This window comes from Zoogloea sp. (assembly GCF_028693495.1).
GTDB lineage: Bacteria > Pseudomonadota > Gammaproteobacteria > Burkholderiales > Rhodocyclaceae > Zoogloea.
In genome coordinates this window covers 1-23,107 of record NZ_JAQUVG010000051.1, presented here as the reverse complement: position 1 = coordinate 23,107, position 23,107 = coordinate 1, and the positions used below count along the sequence as shown (strand labels likewise).

The following is a 23,107-nucleotide window of genomic DNA, read 5'->3' as shown; positions in this document are numbered from 1 at the left end:
TGCTCTTGACCGACGTAACCGAGGCCCACCTGATGCGTCTGGCTGCCGAGCGCAATGAGCGCCTGGCTGCCATGGGCGAGATGGTGGCCGGCCTGGCGCACCAGTTGCGCACGCCCTTGTCGGCAGCCCTGCTTTATACCGCAACCCTGGTGCAGCAGGAAATGAGTCCGGCGGATCGGGAGCGGATCGGCGGTCGGGCCATGGAGCGCCTGCGTCATCTGGAGAAGCTGATCCGCGACATGCTGCTGTTTGCCCGGGGCGAAACCCTTGGGCATGAGCCCTTCCTCATTTGTGATCTGGTGGCCGAACTGAGCCAGACGCTTGAGCCGGTCGCCCGTTCGAAGGGCCTGGTGTTTGAGGCTGCCTGCGGGTGTGGCGACATTTCCTTGATCGGTGATCGAAAGGCGATCGCCGGTGCCCTGACGAACCTGCTCGAGAACGCCGTTCAGGCTCTGGAGCCGGGCGGCAGAATCCGTTTTGAGGCTGTACAGGATGCAGGAATGGCGTGTTTCCGTGTGGCCGATGATGGTCGTGGTATTGACCCCGCCTTGCAGAGCCGTCTGTTTGAACCGTTTTTTACCACTCGACCCGACGGAACAGGCTTGGGACTGGCCATTGCCCGAGGGGTGGCCCGGGCCCACGGCGGAGATATTGCCATCGATTCTGCTCCCGGTCGTGGAAGCACCTTCACCCTCACCCTTGCCATGAGTGCCTGATGTCCGCTGCGTCCCAAGTTTCCAGAGAGATTTCCATGCCTGAAGCCCTCAACATCCTGGTCGTTGAAGACGACGCTCCCTTGCGTGACGCGGTATGTCTGACCCTCGAAATTGCTGGACATTCGGTCACTGGGGTTGGTGACGGGCCGACGGCCCTGGTCGAGGTCGGCAAGCAGGCTTTCAACCTCGTCCTGTCCGATCTGAAAATGCAGCCCATGGATGGATTGCAATTGCTGGCGCAGTTGCGTCAGCAATTGCCCCAGTTGCCGGTCCTGTTGATGACGGCCTTCGGTGACGTGGAAAAGGCAGTGGATGCCATGCGTGGCGGCGCCTGCGATTTCCTGATGAAGCCCTTCGAGCCTGCGGTCTTGCTGGATCATGTGCGGCGGTATGCGGTGGCCCGCCAGGATGAGGGGATGGTCGCTGCTGACCCTCATACCCGCAACCTCCTCGCGCTGGCGGACAAGGTGGCCGAGACGGATGCGACCGTCCTGCTGTATGGAGAGTCAGGAACGGGCAAGGAGGTCTTTGCCCGTTACCTTCATGCGCACTCGCCCCGCTGCAAGGGACCTTTTGTCGCCATCAATTGTGCTGCCATCCCCGACGCCTTGCTGGAGGCAACCCTGTTCGGCCATGAAAAAGGCGCTTTTACCGGAGCCGCTTCTGCTCAGGCGGGCAAATTCGAGCAGGCTGAAGGGGGAACGCTCCTTCTCGACGAAATTTCCGAGATGCCCCTGGGGCTTCAGGCCAAGTTGCTGCGTGTGCTGCAGGAGCGGGAAGTGGAGCGGGTAGGGGGCAAAAAGGCCATTCCCCTGGATATTCGTGTGCTTGCCACCACCAATCGCGACATGGGAAAGGAAGTGGCTGCCGGGCGGTTCCGGGAGGATTTGTATTACCGGCTTAATGTTTTTCCCCTACAGATCCCGTCCCTCAGGGAGCGTCCTGGGGATATCGTGCCCCTGGCCCGTCATTTTGCACTGATGCATGGAGCGCGCCTCAAGCGTAGTGCCCGGCTTTCAGCGGAAGCCGAGGCGCTCCTCGTGACCTATTACTGGCCGGGCAATGTTCGGGAGTTGGAAAACACCATTCAGCGGGCCCTCATCCTGAGTGGAGGAAATTCGGTGTCTGCCGAGACCATTCGATTGTGCCTGCCGCACTGGAATGGTGAGCCGGCCCGCTTGCCTCCGGTGCCCCTTGCCGTTTCGGCAACTCCTGCCGTTGATGCGGCAAATCCTGCCGATGAAGCGGGGGGGGGATTTCGGGAGAATGGGCGCCCGGCCAATATCAAGGATCTGGAGCGGGAGCACATTCTCCAGGTCTTGAGGGACGTGGGAGGCTCCCGGAAGCAGGCCGTGGCCCAGTTGGGGATTTCCGAGCGGACTCTTCGCTACAAGCTCCAGCAGTACAGGGAGGAGGGATTGTTCAACGGCTGAAGCGTTGAACGATGCCCTTGTACTGCTTGGCACGTGCCTTGCTCTGAATCAAGCGTACAAAAGGAGCTGGACCATGGATACCCGCGGAATTGATCAGATGTTGTCCGAGCTGCGCGCCACTTCCCAGGTGGCGGCGGGCAAGCCTGCCCAAGCCGCCAGGAATGCCGGAGAGGTGGATTTCGGCCAGGTATTGCAAAGCGCCATCGCCGATGTCAGCTCCGCCCAGGCGCAAGCTCGGGAAATGGCCCAGAATTTTTCGGCGGGTGATCCGAACGTGAACCTGCAGGACGTCATGGTGAACCTGCAGAAGGCCAGCTTGTCCTTCCAGCAGATGGTCCAGGTACGCAACAAGCTGGTCACGGCGTATCAGGACATTATGAACATGTCTGTCTGAAGGTCGCCGTTCAGGCGGAAGTCTGGTTCGGAAATCCTTTTTTCCACGAAAAGCCGGGGTTGCCCGGCTTTTTTGCGATCTCTGTTGCCGTGTTCAGCGGATCCGTTCCCGGGCGTTGCGTTCCCGTTCCACCTTGAGTATGTAGCGCTGGATGGTGGATGCCATGGTCGAATTGAGTTGCATGAACTCGCAACCCGCACGCAGGGTGACGCTACCATCCCGATTCGTGATGCGGAATATATTGCGGATGCGCAGGTTGGTGGTGATCGGGCCCGTTTCGGGCAGCATCAATCGACAGTCTGCAAATTCCATGTCGAGCTCGAAGGGGTAGCCGTTGTGGGGAACGGTAATGGCTAGCCCGCCACCACTGATGTCCACCACGTCAGCGGCCACGGAGATCACTTTGCTTTCTCCCTCGTGGGTGATCGGTATCTGGCAGCTCAGGCTATGGGCGGCTGGTGCGGTGAGGCGATAGTATTCCCGTCGCTGAAGGCGCAGCATGACTGCGGGCAGGGATGCGCGAAATACTTCGCTCCCGTTGTAAGTGATGCGCTCCACTGGGCCGGTGGCGAACTGGATCTTTATCTTGTCCAGTTGAGTGACGCAGATCAGGTTGTCCGCAGCGTCCACCCGGCGTCGGATGACTTCGTCGTTGGGCACATCCAGAAGCAGGTGGCGTTCGTCTTCCGTGATCGCGATAATGGCCGTCAGAAAAGAGTCTGCGCTGGCGTCGATGAAGGCGCTCAGCATCGCGCGTTTTTGCAGCAGGCCGCGCAGGTTGAACAGAATGTCGGTCTTGCTGCGCAGCAGGTAGCGTGAATAATCGTCAGCCTGCAGGAGTTCGAACTTGAGCGTCATGGGTGGATGAAACGACGGGGGCGGGAGCTGATTTTAACAGCGGGAGACAGCCGATGCGCAGCAGGTCCCGTGCCCGCTAAAAACAGAGAGGGGAAGGCCCAGGCCTTCCCCTCTCCGATGTTCCCCGGGTGAAGTCTTCAGCGGGTGGCTTCCCGTTCAATCTCTTCCAGGCTGGTGTGGCGGACGTCACGGCCCTTGACCATATACACCACGTACTCGGCGATATTCTTGGCGTGATCGCCGATCCGCTCGACGGACTTGGCCACGAACATCAGCTCAATGGACTGAGAGATGAATCGCGGGTCTTCCATCATGTAGGTGATCAGCTGGCGCATGATTCCCTTGAATTCCGCATCCACATCCTTGTCCTTGCGAACGACATGAGCCGCCGAAATGGTATCAAGGCGGGCGTAGGAATCCAGGGATGTGCGCAGCATGTCCACCACCGCGTCCGCGATGTGACCGAGGCGGATCTGGGGGGTGAAGGGCGAAGCGCCGGAGTGCAGCTGTTTGGCAGTCTTGGCGATCTTTTTGGCCTCGTCGCCAATCCGCTCGAGGTCGGTGATGGTTTTCTGGACCGTGCTGATCATGCGCAGGTCCACGGCCGTGGGCTGACGTTTGGCAATGACCTGGTTGCAGGCCTCGTCCAGTTCGATTTCCAGGTGGTTCACCCGGTTGTCGTTCTCGATGACCTGATCAATCAGCAGAAGGTCGCCTTTGGAGAGCCCTTCCATGGCTTTCACGATCTGCAACTCGACCATGCCGCCCATCTGGAGCACACGGGTGCGGATGCCTTCCAGTTCGGCATCAAACTTCTTGGAAGTGTGTTCGTTCATGAAACATCCTGTGGAATAGGGCTGATGGACGAACAATCATAAGCTGTCAATATGACGGTTTTGTGTCAAGTGCGTTCGAACACCTGAACGCCTGTCGCCGTAGCCAGCAGAAGCACGTCAGCGCCCCGTTTGGCGAAGAGGCCGTTGGTCACAACACCGACGATGCCGTCAATCGTGCTTTCCAGGTGAACCGGGTCGGCGATGGTCAGTCCGTGTACATCCAGGATGAGGTTGCCATTGTCGGTGACGAAGCCTTCCCGGAGGACCGGACGGCCCCCCAGGTGGGCAAGCTCACGAGCGACTTGCGCGCGGGCCATCGGAATGACTTCCACCGGCAGGGGGAAGCGCCCCAGGTTCTCCACTTTCTTGGAGGCGTCGCAGATACAAACGAACTTCCGTGCCACGGCAGCGACGATTTTTTCCCGTGTCTGGGCGCCACCACCACCCTTGATCATGGCCAGGGACGCATCGATCTCGTCTGCGCCATCGACGTATACAGGAATATCGTCCACGTCGTTCATGTCGAACAAGCGAATCCCATGGCTCGCCAGACGACGGGCGGAAACTTCAGAGGAGGCTACTGCGCCTGCAATGCGATCCTTCATGCGGGCCAGGCCATCGATGAAGAAATTTGCCGTGGAGCCGGTACCGACACCGACGATGCGGCCTTCGATCACATAGTCGAGAGCGCGAAGAGCCGCCTGTTGTTTGAGTTCGTCCTGGGTCATGGAGTATCCGTCTGATACCAAAAGCAGTGATTGTAAGCTGTGGGGCGAGCTGCCGGCAGACTCCGGCAGGTGAGCGCTGGAAAGCCGGCCGATCTGCGCATGCCGGATCATCCGGGGCCAGTCGCCACCGGGCGGGTCGGGTCCGAGCACCACTCGCTCCAGGAGCCCGGGTAGAGACGGGCTCCGTCGAGACCGGCGACTTCCATGGCGAGAAGGTTGTGACAGGCAGTGACACCCGAGCCGCACTGGAGGATCACGTGACTGGCGTCGCCTCCTTTGATCAATCTGCCGAAATCCTCTTGAAGTTCGGATGCCTGTTTGAAGCAGCCGTCCGGGCTCAGGTTGTCCCGGAAAAATCGATTGACGGCCCCGGGTATGTGGCCGCCCACCGGATCCAGGGTTTCGTTGTCGCCTCGGAAGCGGTCGGGTGACCGGGCATCGATCAGGACCATGTCGGGGGTGTGAAGGTGGTTGAGGACATAGTCCGAGTCTACCTTCATGCTGTCGTGCAGATGGAGGTGGAAATTCGCTGGCCTGGGCAGGACCGCCCCGGTGCTCAAGGCGTGTCCCCCATTCGTCCAGGCGTGCAGGCCTCCATCCAGCACGGCCACCCGGTGGTGGCCGAGCCAGCGCAAGAGCCACCACAGGCGGGCTGCGAACATGCCTCCGACGTCGTCATAGGCGACTACCTGGGTCTCTGCGTGGACACCCAAGCTGGCCAGCTTGGCGGCCAGCAGGCATGGGTCGGGCAGGGGGTGACGGCCGTTGCGGCCTGTGACGGGTCCGGAGAGATCTTCCTCCAGGTCGAGAAACTGGGCGCCGGGCAGGTGTCCCCCGGCGTAGGCACGACGACCGGAGCTTGGATCTGCCAGGTTGAAGCGGCAGTCAAAGATCCGAAGCGTGTCAGGCGTGAGGCTGGCCAGCGCCTGGGCGCAGATCAGGGTGGTGAAGTCTTTCACGGGCACTCGGGATCCTCGGTTTCAGACCACGGGGGTTGCGATGCCGCTTATCCAGCTGTCTGCATCTTCCGCATCAGAGAACACCTGGACGTCCGCATCGACGAACAGCTGGGACAGCCAGGCACTCCAGGTGATCCACTGGTCGTCGGTGAGGATGGCGATACGGGTGAAATCATGGGCATGTTCGCGGGCGAAACGGATTTCCTCAAGGGCCATGTCGACCGTGAAGCCGCTCATTTCGCGCAGATCGAAGAACAGGCTGACAGGCCCCTCGAACTTCACCTTGTAATTGAAGACTTCTTCGAATTCCTTGTAGTCGGCGAGGGTGAACTCGCCCAGGACGGTGACGTTAACCCGGCCTTCGAGGTGGCTGGTGGTGATCATGACATGTTCCCTTTCAGGGCTTGAAGACGACCCCAGTTTAGCCCCGGGGTGCCGCGGCTTCAATCGGACTTGAGGACGGGTGTGGGATTGCGCGAAGCGAGGGAGGCGAGTACGCCGCTGGAGACGATCAGGCAGATGGCCAGCATCGACGTCCAGGGCATGCGTTCGCTCCATAAAGCAACACCAAACAGGCTGGAGAAAATCACGGTCGTATAGGCCAGATTGGCCGACACGATGGTTTTGCCATAACGGTAGGCACGGGTCATTGCGAGCTGGGCGCAGCCGCCGAAGCCACCAACCCCGAGCAGCAGCAGGGCATTGTCCCGGGTGATGGCGTGGAGGCTGTCCCCAGTCAGTGCCCAGAGCATGCCCGTCAGGCTGGTGAGCAGTGAGAACCACAGTACGGTACGTCCTTCGGGCTCCCCGGCCTTGCCCAGCTCACGGACGCTGATGTATGCGAGGCTGGAGATCAATCCGGAGCCGAGACCCGCCAGGGCTCCTGCCCATTGGTCGGGGCTGAGGGTGGGCTGAAGCAGGAGGACGACTCCAGCAAAACCCAGGGTCATCGCTGCGAAGAGGGACGGACCAATCCTTTCCTTGAATCCCAGGGCGAGCAGGAGTGCGACGAACAGCGGAGAGGTGTAGCTGAGTGTCACGGCAGTAGCCAGGGGCAGGACACTCAGGGCAAAGAAATAGCACATCAGGGCTATGGTCCCCGAGACGCCCCTGGACAACTGGAGCCGCCAGCGGGGCGTTGCGTAGGAAATACCCTGCCAGCGCAGCAGGGTCAGCATCATCAGCAAGCCAATGAAACCCCGGTAAAACACCAGTTCGCCGGTGGAAAAGTGTGCAGCACCGAGCTTGACACAGACACCCATGCAGGCGAACAGAAAACTGGCGACGATCATCCACAGGGATTGCATGGTGCGGTGCGGAAGATGGAAAGTGAGCACATTCTAACCGCAGCGTCCCGGTATTCCCTGCGCACACGTGAAAAGCCCCCGCAGGCTTGCACCTGCAGGGGCTTCAACCAAGCGTGCCGGCGAGGGTTACCGGCCGAAAGGCATGACTTCTTAGTGGAACTGCTCTTCTTCGGTGGAGCCGGTGAGGGCCTTGACGGAGGAGGAGCCGCCCTGGATCACGGTGGTCACTTCGTCGAAGTAGCCGGTGCCCACTTCCTGCTGGTGGGAGACGAAGGTGTAGCCCTGCTCGCGAGCGGCGAACTCAGGCTCTTGAACCATCTCGACGTAGTGCTTCATGCCTTCGCCACGAGCGTAAGCATGAGCGAACTTGAAGGTGTTGTACCAGTTGACGTGGATGCCGGCCAGGGTGATGAACTGGTACTTGTAGCCCAGTGCGGACAGCTCTTCCTGGAAGGAGGCGATCTGGGAGTCGTTGAGGTTCTTCTTCCAGTTGAAGGACGGCGAACAGTTGTAGGACAGCAGCTTGCCCGGGCAGGCGGCCAGTACGGCTTGAGCGAATTCGCGGGCGAAGCCGATGTCGGGCACGCCGGTTTCGCACCACACCAGGTCAGCGTACGGAGCGTAGGCAACACCGCGGGAGATGGACTGTTCCAGACCGTTCTTGACGCGGTAGAAGCCTTCCTGGGTGCGTTCGCCGGTCAGGAAGGGCTTGTCGTTTTCGTCGTAGTCGGAGGTGATCAGGTTGGCAGCTTCGGCATCGGTACGGGCCAGGATCAGGGTCGGAACACCCATGACGTCGGCGGCGAAGCGGGCGGAGATCAGCTTCTCGATGGCTTCGCGGGTCGGGACCAGCACCTTGCCACCCATGTGGCCGCACTTCTTGGCGGCGGCCAGCTGGTCTTCGAAGTGCACACCAGCGGCACCGGCGGCAATCATGTTCTTCATCAGCTCGAAGGCGTTCAGTACGCCACCGAAACCGGCTTCCGCATCAGCGACGATGGGCAGGAAGTAGTCGATGAAGCCTTCGTCGCCCGGATTGACGCCACGGGACCACTGGATCTCGTCAGCGCGCTTGAAGGTGTTGTTGATGCGGCGAACCATGGTGGGAACGGAATCGTAGGCGTACAGCGACTGGTCCGGGTACATGGTCTCGGAGGTGTTGCCGTCGGCGGCGACCTGCCAGCCGGACAGATACACGGCTTCCAGGCCGGCCTTGGCCTGCTGCATGGCCTGACCCGCGGTGATCGCGCCGAAGGCGTTCACGTAGCCCTTCTTGGCACCACCGTTAACCTTCTCCCACAGGGTCTTGGCGCCGCGTTGAGCCAGGGTGTACTCCGGCTGCAGGCTGCCACGAAGACGGACGACGTCTGCAGCGGTGTAGCCGCGCTTGACGCCCTTCCAGCGGGGGTTTTCAGCCCAGTCCTTTTCCAGAGCGGCAATTTGCTGTTCGCGAGTCAGAGACATTTGAAATCCTTTACGAGAAGGTAGTGGGGGAGGTGAGGCCGGGGAGCGGAAGTTTCCAGGTGAGGATGCTTCGCGCTTGCTCCTGAGTTGCTTGACCTATTTTCCGTGAGTCTTTTGGAGAGTCACGGAGATGTCGATCAGTGACTGAAAGTATAGGCGTGATTTTGCACGGCAGCAACAGGTCTTATATAAGATATAAGAAATTATTTTTTAATAAAAAACAGTGGGTTGGGGTTTGTTTTTTATATCGTGAAATGGTGCGGGGTCTGGTGAAACGAAGCTGCGCTGCATTGCGGTGATTTTTCCGTCAAGCCAGGGCTTTCTCTGCAACAATCACGCCGTCTTCGTCGGCATAGACCCACTGGCCTGGAGTGAAGGTGACGCCACCAAAGGTGACCGGGATGTCCTGGTCGCCAGAGCCCTTCTTGATGCTCTTCATCGGGTGAGTGGCCAGGGCGAAAACTCCCAGGTCCATATCGGCGATCGGGCCTGAGTCCCGGATGCAGCCATACATGATCACACCCGCCCAGCCGTTCTTGACGCCCAGTTGGGCGAGTTGATCGCCCAGCATGGCGCAGCGCAGTGAGCCGCCGGCGTCGACCACCAGAACGGCTCCCTTTCCTGGTGTTTCAAGGGTTGAGCGGACCAGGGCATTGTCTTCGAAAACCTTGAGGGTGCGGATCGGACCGGCAAAACGGCGTTTGCCTCCGTAGTTGCGGAACATCGGAGCGACGGCGCGGACCTTGCCTTCATTGGCATCGCACAGGTCAGTGGTCTGGAATTCCATGATGACTCCATCGGTAAGAAGGGTTGGCGGCAAATAAAACGGGCGACCCTGAGGCCGCCCGTGACGCATGATGAATGCGGTTGGCGCGACTATACCGCAGCTTCAATCATTTCCTCGAACACCAGCTGCACCTTGCCTTCGTCATCAAGATCGATGGTGACGTCTCCGCCGTTAGCCAGACGGCCAAACAGCAGTTCGTCGGCCAGGGCTGCACGGATGGTGTCCTGAATCAGGCGGGCCATGGGACGGGCGCCCATGAGCGGATCGAAGCCTTTTTGCCCCAACCAGCCTTTAAGCCTTTCAGTGAAGTGAGCCTCCACCTTCTTCTCGTGCAGTTGGGCTTCCAGCTGCATCAGGAATTTTTCCACCACGCGGGTGATGATGTCGTGATCCAGGCCCTTGAAGGAGATGATGGCGTCCAGACGGTTGCGGAATTCCGGCGAGAACAACCGCTTGATGTCGGCCATCTCGTCCCCCTGCTCGCGTTTTGCCGAAAAGCCGATGACGGCCTTCTGCATGCCTTCGGCGCCCGCGTTGGTGGTCATGATGATGATGGTGTTGCGGAAATCGGCCTGGCGCCCATTGTTGTCGGTCAGGGTGCCGTGGTCCATCACCTGCAGCAGGATGTTGTAGATGTCCGGATGGGCTTTCTCGATTTCGTCCAGCAGCAGCACGCAGTGAGGCTTCTTGGTGACCTGTTCTGTCAGCAGGCCGCCCTGGTCGAACCCCACGTATCCGGGAGGCGCACCGATCAGGCGGGACACCGCATGGCGCTCCATGTATTCCGACATGTCGAAGCGCACCAGTTCTATGCCCAGGGTATAGGCGAGCTGGCGGGCGACTTCGGTCTTGCCGACACCGGTTGGGCCGCTGAAGAGGAAAGAGCCGATGGGCTTGGAGGGGTTGCCCAGGCCGGAGCGGGACATCTTGATGGCTTTGGCCAAGGCATCAATGGCAGCATCCTGACCAAAGACCACATTCTTGAGGTCGCGCTCCAGGGTCTTCAGGGCGGCTTTGTCGTCATTGGACACGCTGCGGGGCGGGATGCGGGCGATCTTGGCGACAATTTCCTCAATCTCGGCTTTCCCGATCAGCTTTTTCTGCCGGGATTTGGGGAGGATGCGCTGGGCTGCACCGGCCTCGTCGATGACGTCGATGGCCTTGTCGGGCAGATGGCGGTCGTTGATGTAGCGCGCAGAGAGCTCGGCTGCGCTCGATAAGGCCGACGCCGAGTACTTGATCCCATGGTGCTGCTCGAAGCGTGATTTGAGTCCCTTCAGGATTTCGACAGTTTCCGTGACGGAAGGCTCGACCACGTCCACCTTCTGGAAGCGGCGGGACAGAGCGTGATCCTTCTCGAAGATCTGTCGATACTCCGTGTAGGTGGTTGCTCCGATGCATTTCATCTGCCCGGATGAGAGGGCTGGCTTGAGCAGGTTGGAGGCGTCCAGGGTGCCGCCGGAGGCTGCGCCAGCGCCAATCAACGTATGGATCTCGTCGATGAAGAGAATCGCGTTGGGGTGCTCGGCCAGCTGCTTGAGTACGGCCTTGAGGCGCTGCTCGAAGTCTCCCCGATATTTCGTCCCAGCCAGCAGGGCTCCCATGTCGAGGGCGTACACCTGGGCGTCAGCAAGGATCTCGGGAACCCGGTTTTCTACAATGCGCCGTGCCAGGCCCTCGGCAATGGCCGTCTTTCCGACACCGGCTTCGCCCACCAGAAGGGGGTTGTTCTTGCGACGGCGGCAAAGTGTCTGAATGACCCGCTCTACTTCCTTTTCCCGTCCGATCAGGGGGTCAATCTTGCCCATCAGCGCCTGCTGGTTGAGGTTCTGGGTGTAGTTCTCCAAGGCGCCCCCTGCACCAGCCCCTTCCTGTTCCTGTTCTCCCTGTTCGGATTCACCGCCCGGGCGGCCCTGGCCAGCATTGCCCTGCTGGGGATTCTTCGTGATGCCGTGGGAGATGAAATTCACCACATCCAGCCGGGAAATGTTCTGACGCTGCAGGAAATAAACGGCATGGGAGTCCTTCTCGCCAAAGATGGCGACCAGGACGTTCGCGCCGGTGACCTCTTTCTTGCCCGAGGACTGCACGTGCAGGATGGCGCGCTGGATGACGCGCTGAAAACCCAGGGTCGGCTGGGTGTCGATGTCTTCCGTTCCCTCGACCTTGGGTGTGTGTTCTGCGATGAATCCGGCAAGCTCTTTGCGCAATTCGTCCGTTCGGGCAGCGCAGGCGCGCAGCACTTCGGCCGCGGACGGATTGTCGAGAAGCGCCAGCAGGAGGTGCTCCACCGTGATGAATTCGTGGCGCTTCTGTCTTGCTTCGACGAAGGCCATGTGCAGACTGACTTCAAGCTCTTGGGCGATCATTTCAGTTTTCCTCCATGACGCACGCCAGGGGGTGGTGGTGCTGGCGTGCGTACGCGATGACCTGCTCGACCTTGGTGGCAGCGACGTCCCTGGAAAAGACTCCACACACACCAACGCCCTCTTTGTGAACTTTGAGCATGACCCGCGTGGCTTGTTCGCGGTCCATTCCAAAGAATTTCTGGATGACATTCACCACGAAGTCCATGGGGGTGAAGTCATCGTTAAGAAGCATGACCCTGAACAGCGGAGGAGGTTTCACCCGCGTGGTGCTTGCTTCAAGGACGGAGTCTTCCTGTTTTTTGATGGCCATGCGACTCATTCTAAACAACCCCGTTGATTGTGCAAGAGTGCTTCAGTGTGCAGGGCGCTGCATATTCTGAAGGGGGGCAGGTCTGGTTTTGGTGCATTGCATGCAAAACGCAAGGTTTTGTCAAAACAGAGTTTTGGCTTATGAATAAGTAGAAACAGAGCTGAAGATGGAGCTTTTTATGCTGTGGCGCAGCATCGTAATGGGCCAGGAAAGGCGTTGACGACGCCAGTCAAGTCACGTAAAAGTCGAGCCGTGATCGTGCTGGAATGCAGGTGCTAATGGCGGTGTCGCGTGCTCCTAGAGGCGTTGATGCAACATTCAAGTGCTCCTGCTCGATCATGCGCCGGATGTCCGGACCGTATTACTGAAATCAAGAAGGAATAAGTTACATGGCAACTGGTATTGTTAAGTGGTTCAACGACGCTAAGGGTTTCGGTTTCATTACACCGGACGATGGCAGCGAAGACCTGTTCGCGCACTTTTCCGCCATCAACATGGCTGGTTTCAAGTCGCTGAAGGAGGGGGACAGGGTTCAGTTTGAGGTCACCCAGGGTCCGAAGGGCAAGCAGGCGTCCAATATTCAGCGCGCCTGAGTTCTTCAGCTCCTTCGGGGGTATCGCCCCTGCGTCGTGATTCAGGCCGCCAGCATGCGCAAGCATGCTGGCGGTTTGTTCTATATGTGTGGGGCTTTGCATTCCTAGTGGGAATAGAGCAGCCAAAGAACAACAAAAAACCCGCTTTAAGCGGGTTTTCTGGGTGCAACAAGCGGTAATCGCGTGCCGGAAGCAATTACTTGAGCTTCACTTCCTTGTACGGGACATGCTTGCGTACAACGGGATCGTACTTGCTGAATTCCAGCTTGTTCGGAGTCGTCCGCTTGTTCTTGGACGTGGTGTAAAAATGCCCGGTCCCGGCAGTGGACTCAAGCTTGATCTTTTCGCGGCCACCTTTTGCCATGTCGATCTATCTCCAGATAGTTAAAGGATCAGACCTTTTCGCCGCGAGCGCGCAGCTCGGCGACGATGGCGTCGATGCCTTTTTTGTCAATGGTGCGCAGTGCAGCGTTGGTAACGCGCAGGCGAACCCAACGGTTTTCAGCCTCGCTCCAGAACTTGCGGTTTTGCAGGTTCGGCAGGAAGCGGCGCTTGGTCTTGTTATTGGCGTGGGAAACATTGTTCCCAACCATCGGTGCTTTTCCGGTCACTTGGCAAACGCGAGCCATTTGTTGCTCCAAACTGGTTTTGTTTCGATAAGACTCTCGATTATAAGGGACAAAGTTTACTCGGATCAAGACCTTGCTTGCGTTGAGTTGTGAACCTTCTCCTCTCCCGACCCTGAAATGACTAGAGCAGGCCCCGTTCTGCAAAGGAGACGGGGCGTGCGTTGCCGGCGACGATGAAGTGGTCGAGTACCCGTACATCCACCAGGGACAACGCTTTCGAGAGCGTCTGGGTGAGCATCTGGTCGGCGTTGCTGGGTTCCCCTAGCCCTGAGGGGTGATTGTGGGCCAGGATCACCGAGGCGGCATTGCGCTCAAGTACCAGCTTGACGACCTCCCGGGGATAAACGGAGGTTTGAGACAAGGTTCCACGGAACAGCACCTCGCTGCCCATGACCCGATTCTGGGCATCGAGCAGGAGAATCATGAAGACTTCGTGGGGTAGCTGGCCGAGTTTGAGGCGGAGCCAGTCGCGGACGGCGGTGGGGGAGTCAAGTACGTCCCGTTGTGCCATTTCTTCGGCCAGGGCGCGTCGGGAGAGCTCCAGCACGGCCTGCAGCTGGGCGTATTTGGCGGGTCCCATTCCGGGAAAGGCTGCAAAGGCCCGGATCGGGGCATTGCACAGGGCTGACAGCCCGCCAAAGTGGCCAAGCAGGTCACGCGCCAGGTCCACGGCGCTCTTGCCCTTTATGCCGACGCGCAGGAACAGGGCCAGGAGTTCGGCGTCGGAGAGGGCCGAGGCCCCCTGGGCGAGCAAGCGCTCCCTGGGGCGTTCTTCGGCAGGCCAGTCGGTGATTGCCATGGCGTGTACAATCCGGGTTCCAATAGTTTTCAGATAATACCATTGGCATGATTGAGCTCAAGGGCAGGAAGCTGGTGCTGGGTGTGACCGGCGGTATCGCGGCTTACAAGGCGGCGGAGTTGGTACGCTTGCTGGGCAAGGCGGGGGCGGATGTTCATGTCGTGTTGACGGAAGGCGGAGCCCGTTTCGTGACTGCCGTGACCTTCCAGGCCCTGTCGGGCAATCCGGTGTGGACCGATCTTTGGGATCCGCGCATGGGCAACAACATGGCCCACATCGACTTGACCCGTGATGCGGATGCGATCCTGATCGCGCCCGCTACCGCAGATGTGATGGCCAAGCTGGTGCACGGCCTGGCCGATGACCTATTGACGACCCTGTGTCTGGCCCGGGAGTGTCCCTTGCTGGTGGCGCCGGCCATGAATCGTCAGATGTGGGAGAACCCGGCCACCCAGCGTAACGTCGGCCAGCTCCGGGGGGATGGAGTGGCTGTGCTCGGTCCGGCGGCCGGTGAGCAGGCCTGTGGTGAAGTGGGGCAGGGACGGATGCTGGAGCCGGAGGCGCTGTGCGAGGCGCTGATCGATTTCTTCCAGCCAAAACTGCTGGCGGGCAGGCGCATCGTGATGACCGCAGGACCGACTTTCGAAGCCATTGATCCGGTGCGGGGGATCACCAACTCGAGTTCCGGGAAAATGGCTTATGGTCTGGCCCGGGCCTGCGCCCAGGCCGGTGCCGAAGTGACTCTGGTGAGTGGTCCGGTCGCGCTGCCGGTGCCGGCTGGCGTGCAGCGTATCAGTGTCCGCAGCGCCCTGGACATGCGGGATGCGGTGCTGCGTTCCCTGTTGGGCGCAGAGGTGTTCATCGGGGTGGCTGCCGTTGCGGATTACCGGCCGGTTCAATCCGCCGATCACAAGATCAAGAAAACCGGGAGTGAGTTGAGTCTGACACTCACGCCCAATCCAGATATCCTGGCAGAGGTGGCAGGGCTGCCGAACCCGCCTTTCTGCGTGGGGTTTGCTGCGGAAAGCCGCAATCTGGACGAGTATGCGGAGGGCAAGCGGAAAGCCAAGCGGCTGCCGCTGGTCGTCGGTAATCTGGTCCAGGATGGGCTGGGTGGCGATGAAAATCTGGTGGTGCTGTACGACGATGCAGGTCGTCATCCGCTGCCGCGCATGCCCAAGCCCGATGTGGCACGCAGCATAGTGGCCCACTTGGCGGGTCTCCTGTGCTCTCGTTGCTGATCCTTTGAAAGACTGAAGCCATGCATCGCATTGACATCAAGATCCTTGACGAACGTCTGAGGGGGCAGTCACCTGCGTACGCCACTCCTGGCGCTGCGGGGCTGGACCTGCGGGCCTGCCTTGAGGCCGCGGTGGATCTACCCCCGGGACAGACCGTACTGGTACCCGCCGGTATCGCGCTCCATCTTGCTGATCCGGGGCTTGCGGCCATGATCCTCCCCCGCTCGGGCCTGGGACACAAGCACGGTATCGTGCTGGGCAACCTGGTGGGTCTGATTGATTCGGATTACCAGGGGCAGATCTTCGTATCGGTCTGGAACCGGGGGCATGCGCATTTCACGATCCAGCCCATGGAGCGGATTGCTCAGCTGGTCGTGGTGCCAGTGCTTCAGGTCGCCTTCAACGTGGTGCAGGATTTCGAGGCCAGCGAACGGGGGGCGGGCGGCTTCGGCAGCACGGGCAAGAATTGATGATGGCTCGCCCCGGTATTCCGACGGGTGTTCACGTGTTGCTATGGCGCGAGGAACGGGTATTGTTGATGCGGCGGGCTGGCACCGGCTTCTTCGATGGGCTTTACAGTCTGCCTGGTGGGCATGTGGAGGAGGGGGAGTCCCTGCGTCGAGCTGCGATCCGCGAGATGAGGGAGGAGTTGGGGGTCCTTCTTGAGGAAAATGCTCTCGACATGTTGGGTGTGGTGCATCGACGCTCGGATACGAACCGGATTGATTTCTTTCTGCAGACACGCCGCTGGCAGGGCACTCCCGTGATCGCCGAGCCGGATAAATGTGACGGCCTGCTCTGGTGCGACCCTTCCGGGTTACCGGATGCCATGGTTCCCTACATCAGGGAAGCCCTTGCCGCCGGTGAGGGGCCATGGATTCACGAAGCAGGATGGCCCTGACCAGAGAGTCAGTCTCCACCCGTCGGTCCGGCCGCAGGGAGATTGCAAAGATCCCCCTGCTTTCCCGGAGCTGATCGGACGCTCATGGGGGCGGCTGGCGTTAGCCCCTGCTCCGCCTCCTGCGTGCTGCCTCGTTGGCAAACGCGTTGCAGAAGCGCAGTTCCTGGGGATAAGGGTAGAAATCTTCCACATGGCCGTTCCTGATCTTGCTCTGGGTGTCTTGCCAGAACCGGGGGTCAAGCAGATTGCGGTGATGCTTGAGAAAGGCTTTCCTGATCCTTGTCTGGCCCAGCAGGAAAGTAGCGAATTCTTCTGGGAAAACGTCCATGGGACCGGCGGAATACCAGGGTTCTCCTGCCATCTCCATTTCCTCGTTGGGGGCCGGGGGAATCTTCCGGAAGTTGCAATCGGTCATGTACTCGATTTCGTCGTAGTCGTAGAAGACGACCCGGCCGTCTCGGGTGACCCCGAAGTTCTTCCACAGCATGTCCCCCGGGAATATGTTGGCAATGGCCAGCTCACCGATGGCCTGGCCGTATTCCTTCACTGCGTCTTCCACTTGCTCTTCGGTGGCTTTATCCAGGTAGAGATTGAGCGGCGTCATGCGGCGCTCGATGTAGAGATGCTTGATCACCAGAGCATCCCCGTCCTCCTCGATGACCGAGGGTGCAAGCTGTCTGAGCTGGGTGATCAGGTCTGGATGGAAGCGGCTGCGGGGTAGCGCGACATTGGAGAACTCAAGGGTGTCAGCCATCCGGCCGACCCGGTCTACCTGGCGTACCAGCAGGTATTTGCGCTTGACTGTTGCCCGGTCCATGTTTTTGGAGCTGCCGAAAGTGTCCTTGATGATCTTGAAGACATAGGGGTAGGAGGGCAGGGTGAATACCAGCATCACCAGGCCGCGAATGCCCGGTGCCTCAATGAACTGGTCATTGGAATGGCGGAGGTGGGCAATGAGGTCGCGGAAGAAGATGGTCTTGCCTTGTTTGCCCAGGCCCAGCATGGTGTAGAGCTCCGAGCGAGGCTTGTGGGGCATGATGCTGCGCAGGAACTGCACGTAGCCCGAGGGCACTTCCATGTCCACCAGGAAGTAGGCCCGGGACAGGGAGAACAACAGGGAGATCCGCCAGGTGTCGAGAAGGATGGTGTCCAGGTGGAGCATCCCGGATGTGCCATGGCGGACGGCGATCACGAAAGGATATTCCTGATAACCGTTGATGGCCTTGCCGATGATGTAGGCCGTCTTGTTGCGGTAGAAGGCGGAATAGAGGACCTGGATCTGGCAGTTTACTTCCATCTTCGGCCACGTGCCCAGATGCCGGGCCACCGTGCGCATCACGTAGTTTACGTCCCGTTCCAGATTCTCGAAGGGGCGCTGCCAGTCGAAGTCCTCGATGATCCGGTGGATTGTCCGGCGGAGTCCTTCGTCCTGGGGATAGTAGCTGGAGTAGGTTGGTGGAAAAGACTCGATGTGGTCGGTGGAAATGGCTGGCCGGGCAAAGATGTAGTTGTTGTTGAAATAATCCCGGTGAAGAATCTTCGTGGTGACCGAGTTGAAGAAGGTTTCGGCCAGTTCAGGTTGCTTGTGGTTGACCAAGAGTCCGATGTAGTGAAGCTTGACCGCCTGCCAGGTCGCATCGTCGATGCTTTCTGCTCCGAATTCTTCATGGAGGCGCTGGACCGTTTCGGTGACCCGGTCATCGTAAAACTGGATCCGGTCCCTCACCGCCGCCAACTGGTCCTTCCAGGCGGCAGCCTCATAGCTTTCCTTGGCCCGCCGGGAGGTCTCCCGGAAGATGCGGTAATGCTTGTTGAAACCTTCGACCATGGCATGGGCAATGGTCTGGGCGACTGGATTTTCGTTGGCGTGGACCTCCATCATTCCTCCCCGTGTTCTGACTGAATCTGCGAACGAAGCCTCTGACGAGCTGCTCCGTGGATGCTTGATGGGCAATCCTAGCATCTGGAGATCAGGCCTAAGGCATGGTGTTTGGGGAGAGCGTTCGCCCGTCTCGCGGTGAGGAGAGAATGTTGGTGCATCCCTTTAAGGGGTCCTGGCTTTCCTCCATAATCAATTCCGTCTGTTCCGGCCTGGAAACGGGCCTTGCAACAGGCTGAGTGCCGGCATGTGGGGGGCGCTTGCATCCACGGTGGCGTGTCTTGCCTGTCCTGGCGGGCGTTCCTCACCCGGCCCCGTTCGTTACGACAACTTTTCGAGGGAGTTGGAATGAGTGCTTCGCTGATCAAGGTGCCCGCTGGCGGTCAAAAAATCGTTCCGGGCCAGGCTGTTCCCGACAATCCCATCATTCCCTACATCGAGGGCGACGGTATCGGCGTGGACATCACGCCGGTGATGATCAAGGTTATCGATGCCGCTGTGGCCAAGGCCTACGGTGGCACACGGCAGATCCACTGGATGGAGGTGTATGCGGGGGAAAAGTCCACCCAGCTGTACGGTCCGGATGAATGGTTTCCGAAGGAAACCTTCGATGCGCTCAAGGAGTATTCCGTCTCCATCAAGGGGCCCATGACCACGCCTGTGGGAGGGGGAATCCGGTCCTTGAATGTGGCGCTTCGTCAGGAACTGGATTTGTACCAGTGCGTGCGTCCGGTGCAGTACTTCCAGGGGGTCCCGTCACCGCTCAAGCAGCCGGAGCTGGTCAATATGGTCATCTTCCGGGAGAACACCGAGGACATCTATGCGGGGGTCGAGTGGGCCGCCCAGTCGGAAGGCGCACGCAAGCTGATCAAGTTCCTGACCGAAGAGATGGGCGTCAAGAAGATCCGTTTCCCAGAGACGTCCGGCATTGGCATCAAGCCCGTCTCCATCGAGGGGACGACCCGGCTGGTGAGGGCGGCCATCCAGTACGCCATCGACAACGATCGCAAGTCTGTGACCATCGTTCACAAGGGCAACATCATGAAGTTCACGGAGGGTTTGTTCCGTGACACGGCCTACAAGGTGGCGCAGGAGGAGTTTGGCGCCCAGCCGATCGACGGCGGTCCGTGGTGCAGGTTTGCCAATCCCGGGACGGGGCGGGAGATCGTGGTGAAGGATGCGATCGCGGATGCCTTCCTGCAGCAGATCCTGTTGCGCCCGGCAGAGTATGACGTGATCGCCACCTGCAACCTGAACGGGGATTACATTTCCGATGCCCTGGCGGCTCAGGTGGGCGGGATCGGGATTGCGCCTGGGGCCAATATCTCCGACCAGTACGCCTGCTTCGAGGCGACCCACGGCACGGCACCCAAATATGCGGGGCTGGACAAGGTCAACCCGGGCTCCCTCATCCTGTCTGCGGAAATGATGCTGCGGCATCTGGGCTGGGTGGAGGCGGCCGATCTGGTCATCAAGGCCATGGAGGCTGCCATCGGCGACAAGGTCGTGACCTACGATTTCGCCCGTCTGATGGAGGGGGCCACGGAAGTGTCCTGTTCGGCCTTTGGCGATGCCATGATCGAGCGCATGTAGCCTTTCCGCCATGAAAAACGGGGATGACCGTTTCCGGTCATCCCCGTTGGAGATCAGCCAGCCGAGGCTGGCGCTCTCGTCATCAGGCCGCCGTCCGGAAGGACTTCAGGGCTGCGTTCAGAGTGGGGCTGGGACGCATCACTGCCTTGCACTTTTCCGAGTCGGCTTTGTAGTAACCACCGATATCCACGGCCTTGCCCTGTACGGTCTTGAGTTCGGCAACGATCTGCGCTTCGCTCTCGGTCAGCAGTTTGGCCAGCTTGCCGAAGTGCGCAGCCAGTTCGGCATCTTCGGTCTGGTTGGCCAGTTCCTGAGCCCAGTACAGGGCCAGATAGAACTGGGAGCCGCGGTTGTCGAGCTCCCCGGTCTTGGGGGATGGTGACTTGCGGTTATCCAGAAGCTTTCCTGTGGCGGCGTCGAGGGTCTTGGCGAGCAGTCCTGCACGCTGGTTGCCGGTCTTGAGGCCCAGGTCTTCCAGCGAAACGGCCAGGGCGAGGAATTCACCCAGCGAGTCCCAGCGCAGGTGGTTCTCTTCGGTGAGCTGCTGCACGTGCTTCGGCGCGGAGCCGCCGGCACCGGTTTCGTACATGCCGCCACCTGCCATCAGCGGAACGATGGACAGCATCTTGGCGGACGTGCCGAGTTCCATGATCGGGAACAGGTCGGTGAGGTAGTCGCGGAGGATGTTGCCAGTCACGGAGATGGTGTCGAGACCGCGGATCACCCGTTCCAGGGTGAAGCGCATGGCACGGACCTGGGACATGATGTGGATCTCGAGACCGGTGGTGTCGTGATCCTTCAGGTAGGTTTGAACTTTCTTGATCAGTTCGGCTTCGTGGGGACGGTAGGGGTCCAGCCAGAAGACGGCGGGGGTATTCGAGTTGCGGGCACGGGTGACGGCCAGCTTGACCCAGTCGCGGATCGGAGCGTCCTTGACCTGGCACATGCGCCAGATGTCACCGGCTTCCACGTTCTGGGTGAGCAGCACTTCGCCGGAATCGATGTCGACAATGTTGGCGATACCGTCTTCGGCAATTTCGAAGGTCTTGTCGTGAGAGCCGTATTCTTCGGCCTTCTGGGCCATCAGGCCGACGTTGGGCACCGTGCCCATGGTCTTGGGGTCGAAGTTGCCGTTGGTCTTGCAGAAGTTGATCATCTCCTGGTAGATGCGGGCGAAGGTCGATTCCGGCATCACGCACTTGCTGTCGTACTGCTTGCCGTCGGCACCCCACATCTTGCCGCCCTGACGGATCATGGCCGGCATGGAGGCATCAACGATGATGTCGTTCGGGGAGTGGAAGTTGGTGATACCCTTGGCCGAGTCGACCATCGCCAGCTTCGGGCGGTGTTCCTGACAGGCGTGCAGGTCGCGGATGATCTCGTCGCGCTTGGATTCCGGCAGGGTCTTGATCTTTTCGTACAGATCGACCATGCCGTTATTGACGTTGATGCCCAGCTCGTTAAAGAGGGCTTCGTGCTTCTCGAAGGCTTCCTTGTAGAAAATCCTGACGCAGTGGCCGAACACGATGGGGTGGGACACCTTCATCATCGTGGCCTTGACGTGCAGCGAGAACAGGATGCCGGATTCACGGCAATCCTCAAGCTCACGCTCGTAGAAATCGCACAGGGCCTTCTTGCTCATGAACATGGAGTCGATGATCTCGCCTTCGAGCAGTGCGAGCTTCGGCTTCAGGACGGTGATCTTGCCACCCTTGGCGATCAGTTCCATGCGCACGTTGCGGGCCTTGTCCAGGGTCATGGACTTTTCCCCGTGGTAGAAGTCGCCGTGGTGCATGTGGGACACGTGGGTCCGGGACCAGGGCTTCCACTCGCCCATGGAGTGCGGGTTCTTGCGTGCGTAGTTCTTGACGGCCAGCGGTGCGCGGCGGTCGGAGTTGCCTTCGCGCAGCACCGGATTGACCGCAGAGCCAAGACACTTGCCGTAGCGGGTGGCGATGGATTTTTCTTCTTCCGTGGCTGGGGCTTCGGGATAGTCGGGGATCGCGTAGCCTTTGGATTGCAGTTCCTTGATGCACGCCTTCAGCTGCGCTACGGACGCGCTGATGTTGGGCAGCTTGATGATGTTGGCGTCGGGCTCAAGGGTCTTTTTGCCAAGCTCGGCCAGGGTGTTGGGAACGCGCTGTTCTTCGTTCAGGTACTCGGGAAACTCCGCCAGCACCCGGGCGGACACGGAGATGTCGGCCTTCTCGATTTCGATGCCGGCTTGACTGGTGAAGGTCCGCACGATGGGGAGAAACGCACAGGTGGCGAGGAGCGGGGCCTCGTCAGTCAGTGTGTAGATGATCTTTGACTTTTCGTTGCTCATTGTGTTTTTCCCTCTCGTGAATTTTGATTTTGTGTGCGTCACCCGGGTGACGGCGCGGGCCGCCTGCGTTTTTGCCGACAACGATTCAGCAATCCCTTAAAAATATCATGGTTCCTGCTTGGTTGCACCGTCCGCAACGTCTTTCCGGTATCCGGAATGGTGTTGCACCGGCAGAAAATAAAAAAACCCGCACTGCAAAGCAGGGCGGGCTTTCTGGTCATGCTGGCGGGGCTCGAATGCCCCGTCATGGCAGGACTGTCTTAAGCAACTTTCTTGGTGGTCTTGGCCGGGGTGGAAGCGCTGACTGCCTTGACGGTGGCGCTGGTGGCAGCGGCAACGTTGGCTTCGGCGATCTCGGCAACCTGCTTGGCAGCCTTGGTCACGCTGTCGTAGGCCGAGTTGGCGGCGGCAATGGCGGACTTGACGGCAGCCACAGCCACGTCGGAGCCAGCAGGAGCGGACTTGGCGGCCTTGTCCAGAGCAGCAGCGAAGGTCTTGTTGGCTTCGGCGATCTGGGCTTCAAACAGCTTGGAGACTTCTTCCTGGGTCTGGGAAGAAATTTCGTACAGGGAGCGGGAGTAGGCGACAGCCTTTTCGACCAGGGGCTGGGCCAGGGCGGTGTTCAGGGTCACCAGTTCCTGGGCATCCTTGGCGGCCAGCAGGGACTTGGCGGCGGCAACGGAGTCCTCCAGAACAGCGCGGGCGGTATTCAGGTTCAGGGCGGCGATGCGCTCGGCGCTGGCGAAAGCGGTGTTGGCCAGGGTCAGCAGGGTTTCAACGTGGGCTTTGTTGGCGGCAACGATTTGCTCGGGGGTGGTCATGACAATCTCCTTGAGTGAATGGGTGAAATGCATTCGTGAGTTTGCAATGCCCCGGTTTGGTGCGTTGCAATATGGTCCTTATTATATTCGGCGCAAGAACACTGTCAACATTTTTGTTGCGTTGCACAAAACGTTCTTTTTGTTGAAAAGTTGTTGAAAGAAAA

Annotated in this window: 24 protein-coding genes; 8 read left to right on the top strand and 16 right to left on the bottom strand. The window is 59.7% G+C overall.

Annotated features, from left to right (window positions below):
- The 3 genes from PHD22_RS09955 to fliE form a co-directional block, all read left to right on the top strand.
- Nucleotides 1–716, top strand: a 716-nt coding sequence (locus PHD22_RS09955; protein ID WP_299865829.1) for an ATP-binding protein, incomplete at its 5' end; no start/stop codon positions are given.
- A 35-nt stretch (nucleotides 717–751) separates the two neighbouring features.
- Nucleotides 752–2,149, top strand: coding sequence for a sigma-54 dependent transcriptional regulator (locus PHD22_RS09950; protein ID WP_299865826.1), 1,398 nt, complete (start codon nucleotides 752–754; stop codon nucleotides 2,147–2,149).
- Between the two features lie 73 nt (nucleotides 2,150–2,222).
- The gene (fliE, locus tag PHD22_RS09945) at nucleotides 2,223–2,543 is read left to right on the top strand and encodes a flagellar hook-basal body complex protein FliE (protein ID WP_299865823.1); all 321 of its coding nucleotides are present in this window, start codon (nucleotides 2,223–2,225) and stop codon (nucleotides 2,541–2,543) included.
- A gap of 93 nt (nucleotides 2,544–2,636) precedes the next feature.
- Here the strand turns inward: fliE and PHD22_RS09940 are convergent, their stop codons facing one another.
- The 10 genes from PHD22_RS09940 to clpS form a co-directional block, all read right to left on the bottom strand.
- Nucleotides 2,637–3,401 carry a flagellar brake protein gene (locus PHD22_RS09940; RefSeq protein WP_299865820.1) on the bottom strand — a complete coding sequence of 255 codons (765 nt, stop codon included), beginning with the start codon at nucleotides 3,399–3,401 and terminating at the stop codon, nucleotides 2,637–2,639.
- A 137-nt stretch (nucleotides 3,402–3,538) separates the two neighbouring features.
- Nucleotides 3,539–4,237 carry a phosphate signaling complex protein PhoU gene (gene phoU / locus PHD22_RS09935; RefSeq protein ID WP_299865817.1) on the bottom strand — a complete coding sequence of 233 codons (699 nt, stop codon included), beginning with the start codon at nucleotides 4,235–4,237 and terminating at the stop codon, nucleotides 3,539–3,541.
- 65 nt (nucleotides 4,238–4,302) lie between these two features.
- Nucleotides 4,303–4,965, bottom strand: a complete 663-nt coding sequence (gene rpiA / locus PHD22_RS09930) for a ribose-5-phosphate isomerase RpiA (protein ID WP_299865814.1) — start codon at nucleotides 4,963–4,965, stop codon at nucleotides 4,303–4,305.
- A gap of 107 nt (nucleotides 4,966–5,072) precedes the next feature.
- Nucleotides 5,073–5,906, bottom strand: a complete 834-nt coding sequence (locus PHD22_RS09925) for a sulfurtransferase (RefSeq protein WP_299865837.1) — start codon at nucleotides 5,904–5,906, stop codon at nucleotides 5,073–5,075.
- Nucleotides 5,907–5,945: 39 nt separating this feature from the next.
- A complete protein-coding gene (locus PHD22_RS09920; protein ID WP_299865811.1) occupies nucleotides 5,946–6,308 on the bottom strand; it encodes an STAS/SEC14 domain-containing protein in 363 nt (120 codons plus the stop codon).
- A gap of 59 nt (nucleotides 6,309–6,367) precedes the next feature.
- Entirely contained in the window at nucleotides 6,368–7,231 is an 864-nt protein-coding gene (locus PHD22_RS09915; protein WP_299865807.1) for a DMT family transporter, read from the bottom strand.
- Nucleotides 7,232–7,381: 150 nt separating this feature from the next.
- Entirely contained in the window at nucleotides 7,382–8,695 is a 1,314-nt protein-coding gene (gene aceA, locus PHD22_RS09910; protein WP_299865804.1) for an isocitrate lyase, read from the bottom strand.
- A gap of 307 nt (nucleotides 8,696–9,002) precedes the next feature.
- Entirely contained in the window at nucleotides 9,003–9,482 is a 480-nt protein-coding gene (gene rraA, locus PHD22_RS09905) for a ribonuclease E activity regulator RraA (RefSeq protein ID WP_299865801.1), read from the bottom strand.
- 89 nt (nucleotides 9,483–9,571) lie between these two features.
- Nucleotides 9,572–11,851: an ATP-dependent Clp protease ATP-binding subunit ClpA gene (clpA, locus tag PHD22_RS09900; protein ID WP_299865798.1), complete on the bottom strand. Its 2,280-nt coding sequence runs from the start codon at nucleotides 11,849–11,851 to the stop codon at nucleotides 9,572–9,574.
- A 1-nt stretch (nucleotide 11,852) separates the two neighbouring features.
- A complete protein-coding gene (clpS, locus tag PHD22_RS09895; RefSeq protein WP_299865795.1) occupies nucleotides 11,853–12,161 on the bottom strand; it encodes an ATP-dependent Clp protease adapter ClpS in 309 nt (102 codons plus the stop codon).
- A 389-nt stretch (nucleotides 12,162–12,550) separates the two neighbouring features.
- On the opposite strand from clpS, the gene PHD22_RS09890 reads away from it, so the two are divergent.
- Nucleotides 12,551–12,754 carry a cold-shock protein gene (locus PHD22_RS09890; protein WP_299865792.1) on the top strand — a complete coding sequence of 68 codons (204 nt, stop codon included), beginning with the start codon at nucleotides 12,551–12,553 and terminating at the stop codon, nucleotides 12,752–12,754.
- A gap of 196 nt (nucleotides 12,755–12,950) precedes the next feature.
- Here the strand turns inward: PHD22_RS09890 and rpmG are convergent, their stop codons facing one another.
- From rpmG to radC, 3 genes are all read right to left on the bottom strand, one after another.
- Nucleotides 12,951–13,118: a 50S ribosomal protein L33 gene (gene rpmG, locus PHD22_RS09885; RefSeq protein WP_299865789.1), complete on the bottom strand. Its 168-nt coding sequence runs from the start codon at nucleotides 13,116–13,118 to the stop codon at nucleotides 12,951–12,953.
- A gap of 28 nt (nucleotides 13,119–13,146) precedes the next feature.
- Nucleotides 13,147–13,383, bottom strand: coding sequence for a 50S ribosomal protein L28 (rpmB, locus tag PHD22_RS09880; protein WP_299865786.1), 237 nt, complete (start codon nucleotides 13,381–13,383; stop codon nucleotides 13,147–13,149).
- A gap of 121 nt (nucleotides 13,384–13,504) precedes the next feature.
- On the bottom strand, nucleotides 13,505–14,182 hold the full coding sequence (gene radC, locus PHD22_RS09875; protein ID WP_299865783.1) for a DNA repair protein RadC: 678 nt from the start codon (nucleotides 14,180–14,182) through the stop codon (nucleotides 13,505–13,507).
- 47 nt (nucleotides 14,183–14,229) lie between these two features.
- On the opposite strand from radC, the gene coaBC reads away from it, so the two are divergent.
- From coaBC to PHD22_RS09860, 3 genes are read left to right on the top strand one after another with little or no spacing between them, the layout of a single operon-like run.
- Complete coding sequence (gene coaBC, locus PHD22_RS09870) at nucleotides 14,230–15,423, top strand: bifunctional phosphopantothenoylcysteine decarboxylase/phosphopantothenate--cysteine ligase CoaBC (protein WP_299865780.1); 1,194 nt, start codon at nucleotides 14,230–14,232, stop codon at nucleotides 15,421–15,423.
- A gap of 20 nt (nucleotides 15,424–15,443) precedes the next feature.
- Nucleotides 15,444–15,893, top strand: a complete 450-nt coding sequence (dut, locus tag PHD22_RS09865) for a dUTP diphosphatase (RefSeq protein ID WP_299865777.1) — start codon at nucleotides 15,444–15,446, stop codon at nucleotides 15,891–15,893.
- Between the two features lie 2 nt (nucleotides 15,894–15,895).
- A complete protein-coding gene (locus PHD22_RS09860) occupies nucleotides 15,896–16,324 on the top strand; it encodes an NUDIX domain-containing protein (protein WP_299865834.1) in 429 nt (142 codons plus the stop codon).
- A gap of 100 nt (nucleotides 16,325–16,424) precedes the next feature.
- On the opposite strand, the gene aceK is transcribed toward PHD22_RS09860, so the two are convergent.
- Nucleotides 16,425–18,203, bottom strand: coding sequence for a bifunctional isocitrate dehydrogenase kinase/phosphatase (gene aceK / locus PHD22_RS09855; protein WP_299865831.1), 1,779 nt, complete (start codon nucleotides 18,201–18,203; stop codon nucleotides 16,425–16,427).
- A gap of 348 nt (nucleotides 18,204–18,551) precedes the next feature.
- Here aceK and icd point away from each other — a divergent pair, with 348 nt between their 5' ends.
- On the top strand, nucleotides 18,552–19,796 hold the full coding sequence (gene icd / locus PHD22_RS09850) for an NADP-dependent isocitrate dehydrogenase (RefSeq protein ID WP_299865774.1): 1,245 nt from the start codon (nucleotides 18,552–18,554) through the stop codon (nucleotides 19,794–19,796).
- A gap of 82 nt (nucleotides 19,797–19,878) precedes the next feature.
- Here icd and PHD22_RS09845 read toward each other — a convergent pair whose 3' ends face one another.
- Nucleotides 19,879–22,122 carry an NADP-dependent isocitrate dehydrogenase gene (locus PHD22_RS09845; RefSeq protein WP_299865771.1) on the bottom strand — a complete coding sequence of 748 codons (2,244 nt, stop codon included), beginning with the start codon at nucleotides 22,120–22,122 and terminating at the stop codon, nucleotides 19,879–19,881.
- Nucleotides 22,123–22,382: 260 nt separating this feature from the next.
- Nucleotides 22,383–22,943, bottom strand: coding sequence for a TIGR01841 family phasin (phaP, locus tag PHD22_RS09840; protein ID WP_299865768.1), 561 nt, complete (start codon nucleotides 22,941–22,943; stop codon nucleotides 22,383–22,385).
- Between the last annotated feature and the right edge of the window lie 164 nt (nucleotides 22,944–23,107).